The 6309-nt window shown below is 26.0% G+C and carries 4 protein-coding genes; 3 read left to right on the plus strand and 1 reads right to left on the minus strand.

All coding sequences use genetic code 11. From position 1 onward, the window contains the following. Positions 1 to 154 precede the first annotated feature (154 nt). The gene (dnaG, locus tag Q0138_RS08490) at positions 155 to 1501 is read right to left on the minus strand and encodes a DNA primase DnaG (protein ID WP_297983397.1); all 1347 of its coding nucleotides are present in this window, start codon (positions 1499 to 1501) and stop codon (positions 155 to 157) included. A gap of 1567 nt (positions 1502 to 3068) precedes the next feature. On the opposite strand from dnaG, the gene Q0138_RS08495 reads away from it, so the two are divergent. The 3 genes from Q0138_RS08495 to Q0138_RS08505 all read left to right on the plus strand — a co-directional run bounded on the left by Q0138_RS08495 (position 3069) and on the right by Q0138_RS08505 (position 5889). Next, entirely contained in the window at positions 3069 to 3803 is a 735-nt protein-coding gene (locus tag Q0138_RS08495; RefSeq protein WP_297983399.1) for an RraA family protein, read from the plus strand. Positions 3804 to 4236: 433 nt separating this feature from the next. After that, entirely contained in the window at positions 4237 to 4629 is a 393-nt protein-coding gene (locus Q0138_RS08500; protein ID WP_297983401.1) for a Gar1/Naf1 family protein, read from the plus strand. A gap of 315 nt (positions 4630 to 4944) precedes the next feature. After that, positions 4945 to 5889 (plus strand): transcription initiation factor IIB, encoded by a 945-nt coding sequence (locus Q0138_RS08505; protein WP_297983403.1) that lies wholly within the window; start codon positions 4945 to 4947, stop codon positions 5887 to 5889. Positions 5890 to 6309 lie beyond the last annotated feature (420 nt).

The raw sequence follows: 6309 nt of genomic DNA on the forward strand, positions 1-6309 counted from the left end.
TAGTTTAAAATTAGTTTAAAATTAGTTTAAAATTAGTTTAAAATTAGTTTAAAATAGTTTTTTTGTAAAATAATTATTTTGTGTTTAAAAAAAGAAAAAATTAATAGAAATAAATAAATTATAATTAAATTCATTATTTCTATATTAAATAAATTTAGTTTAAAGTAATTAATTTAAGTTTGTCTGGTCTTTTAATTACTCTGCTTGATTTAAAAGCAACTAATGTTCTAATTCCTTTGGAATAAGCGATGTCCACTAATCTTTGGCTGATTACTCCGTCAAAGATTACAGTGTTTGCGTCTGGAATTTCCTCTTTTAAGTCTTCGTAGAGATTTTCAACTTTAGCTTCCTTTAAAATATTTAAAGAATCGTCTAGGATTTCACTGTTTCCAGTTCCTTCCAAATCCCTTAGCATGTTCTTCAATAATTTAATTCTGCTGTCTTGAATTCTGTCATTGTGTCTGTCTCTACGACCTCTGGAATTTCTGTCTTTTCCTCTACGATCGTTTTTTCCATTTCTTTCTTTTCTGTCGCTGAATTTTTCCTTGCGATCGTTTCTGGAATTTTTGTTTCCATGGAACTTGTCAGACTTGTTGAAGTTCTTTCCTCTTCTTTCATTTTTGCCGTTTTTATTTTTAGGGCCTTTAGCTTGAGTGTCTAAATTGAAATCAAGATTGTTAATAACCTGTTCAAGAGGTGCCTTATCTCTTAAGGCAATTAAAACTTCTTCTTTTTCAAGATCTTCCACTTCTTTACCTCTTGGAGCTCTTGTGACATAGTCAACGTCTCCAACCTGTAAAAGTTCTTTTAAAATTAATTCTCCACCGCGGTCACCATCAACAAAAGCAGTTACAGTTCTTTTTTTAGTTAATTCGGCTACAGAACTAGGAATGTTTACTCCTTCAACTGCAACGGTGTTTTTGATTCCGTATTTTAAAAGATTTAAAACATCATTTCTTCCTTCCACAACAATGATTGCATCGGAAGTGTGAACATTTGGTCCTGCTGGAAGTCTTTCCTCTCCGAATTCAGAGATTTCATGAACTCTCATGGATTCCCTGATTTCCTCAATCATTTTCATGCTTTCAGGAGAGACAGTTTCCATCATTCCCATATAAATTTCTTTTGCACGATTAATAACTTGTTGTCTTTTTACAGCTCTTACATCTTCAACCCTAAGAACTTGGATGGAAGCTTCACAAGGACCTACACGGTTAATTGTTTCAAGGGATGCAGCCAAGATGGCAGTTTCAATTCTATCTAAACTAGATGGAATAACGATTTCCCCTTTGGCACGTCCTGCGTTTGAGTGAATAATAACTTGGATTCTTCCGATTCTTCCAGTTCTTTGAAGTTCCCTTAAGTCTAAGTCATTGCTTAAGAGACCTTCGGTCTGTCCGAAAACCGCACCTACCACATCAGGTTTTTCTACGATTCCGTTAGCATTGATTTGAGCATGAATAAGATATTTAGTAGTAGTTAATTCTATTCCTTTTCCCATATTAAGCCTCCTTTGAGCTTTGGTAATTAGGATAATTTAATAGCTAGTCGTCGTAATTTATTCATGAATAATAATTTGAATCCTTAAGTTTCATTTTATTTAATTCACTAGAATAAAATTACTGCTAGCGAATTATAATTAATTTTTATCTAAATTAATGGATTCGAATATAATTAATTTTTATTTAAATTAATAAATCGAATGTAATTAAGTAATTAATTTATAATTTTAAATTATACGTAAATACATAATTCATATTTCATAATTTATGATTCATGATACATTTTAATTATAAAATGTTTTTAACTTTTAAATAATAAAATGATAGTCATTTTAACTTTTAAAAAGTTAAATTGTAAAAATAGATACTATATTCAATATTAATTAAAAAATCAATATGTTTTAATCAATGTTTAATATTGATTTAAGATCAATATCTTTTAATCAATGTTTAATATTGATTTAGAAATTAATTTGTTTAAATCAAGTATAAAAAAAGATTTTTTAGAGTATTTTTGATAATTATTTATGAAAACTTAGAAAAAACAAAAAAATAATCTAATTAATTTTTTTTCTTTGATTTTCATTTAATTATTTTATACAATTAATTAATGAATTAATTTAAAACAAATGGAAATCATTCATTTCCTTATTTGCAAATTTTAAACAAATGGAAATCATTTATTTCCTTATTTTGTAAGTAACTAAATCTTTTAACTTCAAGTTAAGGATTATTTTTACTTTAAGTTTCAGGTTTAGTTAATTTAAATTAATTTTTAGATAAATATGATAAATTTTAATTTTATTTATGCATGTATTTTTAATTAATGGTTATGTAAAAGAAGCCTTGAATCTAAATTTGATACTTTTGACAATTTCAATAAAGTAATTTTTTTTAAATATTTATAAAAATTTAATTAATTCTCTTTAAACATGGTTTAATTATTCTTTTGCTTATGTTTTTGTCTTTATTTGACTCACCAAATTATCATTGAGTTTAAATAATTCTTTTAAAATTTAGGAATAACTAAATTCTATTTTAAGCGCTTTATTTTAATTAAATTTTAATTTTAGCTATTCTTTTACTCTATACTCCCCTAATTTTTATTAATAATCGTAATATTTGTGAATAATAATAGTAAATATCATTTTTTTATATATGATTTTAGTATCCAATTAATATTATCTATAATCTAATATATAAATTATTTTATATGATTTTTGAATTTTTAATAAAATTTTTCATTTTCAATTTGTAAATTTTTCTTGATTTTTGTTTTTTTAATAAAATTTTTAATTTATTTAGAAATATTTATTAAATTCGATAATAAACATTAATATATAAAAAAATTATTTTTTTTAAATTTCTTTTTAAATTTCTTTTTAGATTTTTTAACAATTTTTTTTAATTTTCAATTCTTATAATTATTTAATTGATTAAAAATTATTTTTATTTCAAATAAGATAAGTTATTATTTTTAAAAATAAGATATGTTATTATTTTTAAGATTGAGATAATTATTATTTTTAGGAATAAGTTAAGTTATTATTTTTAAGAGGTGTAAACTTGAAAAACAATCCAATTGATTTAGTAAAAAAGTCTTCCAAAGGTCAAGTGAAGGATTTTAATGAAATTAAACTTAATGAAGATGATTTTTCAATTTCTGATTTGGAAGATAAAAATTCATCCTATTACAATATTATAAGGCAGATCTTGGATTCAGCATCAGGATGTCAGGTTTCAGATGCCTATTCTACCATTTCAGGTCGCAGTGGAGTTATTCATGGCCTAAAACCTATGAACTACAAGAAGGTTTATGGTCGGGCATTTACTGTAAAGACCAATACTGATGACTGGGGAACTTCTGTAATGGCTATTGATGAGGCAAAGGAAGGTGAAATATTATTTATTTACACTTATGGAAAAACAGCTTCTGTTTGGGGAGAGTTGGCTTCCACCTGTGCTGAGGAAAGTGGAATTGCAGGAACAGTTCTCTATGGCTATGCGCGTGACATGGATGCCTTGGTTGATCTTGATTTTCCTGTATATGCACTTGATTATGTTCCAAATGCAGGTAAGGCATTAGGTCTTGGAGAGCTTAATGTAGACCTTGAAATAGGTGAAGACATTGTTAAACCTGGAGACTTTATTTTTGCAGACGAAAATGGAGTTGTTGTTATTCCTGAAACTTTGTTTAGCAAGACAGTCGTAGCTACTTTAGGAGTAAAAATCAAGGAAAATAATATAATTAAAGAATTAAAGGACGGAAAATCTTTGGCTGAAATTGTTGGCCTAAAATAGGTTTTTGACTTTTAATTCATTTATTTTTTTAATTTTATTTTATTTAATTTAAAGATCTTAATTTTAATTCTTTTATTTTTTTTAATTTAATTTAATTTTATTTTATTTTTCATTCATTTATTTTTTTAATTTTAATATAATTTTGAATTTTAGAATTGATTTTATTTTAATTTTTTATTTTCATTTGGAAGGAAATATTATTCCTTGTATTTTGTTCATTTCCTACTTAAACATTTTAATGATTTTTTAGTTATTATTTCTATTTTGTTTATCCATTTTGGGAATTTTTAGCCAAAATAATTTTGGAAATTTTAGAAAAATTTAGAAATGCTTTTTAATAAGTAAATTTTTTATATATAAAGGCATCGAAACATTTATATATGATGAAGTCATTATTTAATATGTACAATATCTATTTTTAAGTTGATTTTTTATGAAAGTTTTAGGAAATATTTTACACCTAGCTAATTCTGGCAAACTCATTGCAAAATCTGACAAGACTCCTCCTGCAGGAGCTTTTGTTTACACTAACGATAAGCAGAAAATAGGTAAGGTCTATAATATTTTCGGGCCTGTGAAAAATCCATATATTGCAATAAACCTTTATAGGTCTGTTAATAAAAGAGATCTTGAAAGTAGATGTGGTGAAAAGCTTTTTGTTTCTACTAAAAGAGAAATGGAGAAATCTAAAAAAGAGAATAAAAGAAATTCTAAAAATGCTTCCCAAAATAAAAGGAATTCCAAAGGAAAGGCTCATAAGAACAATAAAAAAAGGAATTCTAAAAAATCCAGAAAATCCAAAGGAAGAAACAAAAGGAAAAATTAACAATTTAACTGAAATTTAATTGGTTTGATTTAGTTAAATTTTTAAAGTAATTTTAGTTAAATTTTAGAACTAATCTAATTAAATTTTAAAAGTTAATTTAATAAATTTAGAACTAATCTAATTAAATTTTAAGATTTGATTTAGTTAGCTTTATATGCTAGCATGTTTAATTAAATTTAAACGGTTTAATTTTTGGTTTATTAAACTCAATTTTTTATTTTTTATAAAATTTACTTAAAAGGAGAGGAGACTACGGCAAACAATACCACTAAAAACAAATTAAGTAAAGAGGATATTGAAAATTCACGTAAAAGAATTAGTCAAAAACAAGAAGCTGAAGCAGCTGGAAGCGAAAAACAGACTGAATGTCCTCAATGTGGATCTAAAGATTTAATTGGTGACTATGAAAGAGCTGAAGTTGTATGTGCTAACTGTGGTTTGGTCATTGACGAAAATCTTGTAGATATGGGTCCTGAATGGAGAGCATTTGACCACGAACAAAGAGACAAACGTACAAGAGTAGGTGCTCCAATTACTTACACTATACACGATAAGGGTTTAAGTACCATGATTGATTGGAGGAATAAGGATATTTATGGTAGAGATATTCCTGCAAGAAACAGAGCTCAATGGTATCGTTTAAGAAAATGGCAAAGAAAAATCAGAATTTCCGGTGCAACCGAAAGGAACTTGGCATTTGCTTTAAGTGAATTGGACAGGGATTCTTCAAGATTAGGTCTTCCTAGAAGTGTAAGAGAAGCTGCATCCGTTGTTTACAGAAGTGCTGTAGAAAACAAACTTATTCGTGGAAGAAGTATTGAAGGTGTTGTCGCTGCTTCTTTATATGCAGCTTGTAGAAGATGTAAGGTACCTCGTACTTTAGATGAAATTGCAGAAGTTTCAAGAGTAAGTAAAAAGGAAGTTGGAAGAACTTACAGATTCTTGACAAGAGAATTAAACATTAAGTTGCCTCCTACATCTCCTGTGGATTATGTGCCAAGATTTGCAAGTGAACTTGGCTTATCAGGTGAAGTACAATCCAGATCCATTGAAATCATTGAAAAGGCAATGGAAAAAGGTTTAACTTCAGGCAGAGGTCCAACCGGTGTAGCAGCTGCTGCATTGTATATTGCATCTGTTTTACTCGGAGAAAGAAAAACCCAAAGAGATGTTGCTGACGTTGCAGGAGTAACTGAAGTAACAATCAGAAACAGATACAAAGAACTTACTGAACAACTTGAAATGGGTGTTACTTTATAGTAATGCTCTATTTTTTCTTTTTTTTAACTTTTTTTACTTTTTTTATTCATTTTAATCTATTTTTAGCTATTTTAACTTATTAAACTCTATTTTAACTTATTTTAAACTTATTTTAAATAATTTTAATTTTTTTAGCTATTTTTTCAAATTTAAATAATTTTTAACTTTTTTTTATTTCATTTTAATCTATTTTTAGCTATTTTAACTTATTAAACTCTATTTTAAACTTATTTTAAATAATTTTAATTTTTTAGCTATTTTTTCAAATTTAAATAATTTTTAACTTTTTTTTATTTCATTTTAATCTATTTTTAGCTATTTTAACTTATTAAACTCTATTTTAAACTTATTTTAAATAATTTTAATTTTTTAGCTATTTTTTCAAATTTAAATAATTTTTAACTTTTTTTTATTTCATTT

This window comes from uncultured Methanobrevibacter sp. (assembly GCF_937906425.1).
Classification (GTDB): domain Archaea; phylum Methanobacteriota; class Methanobacteria; order Methanobacteriales; family Methanobacteriaceae; genus Methanobrevibacter.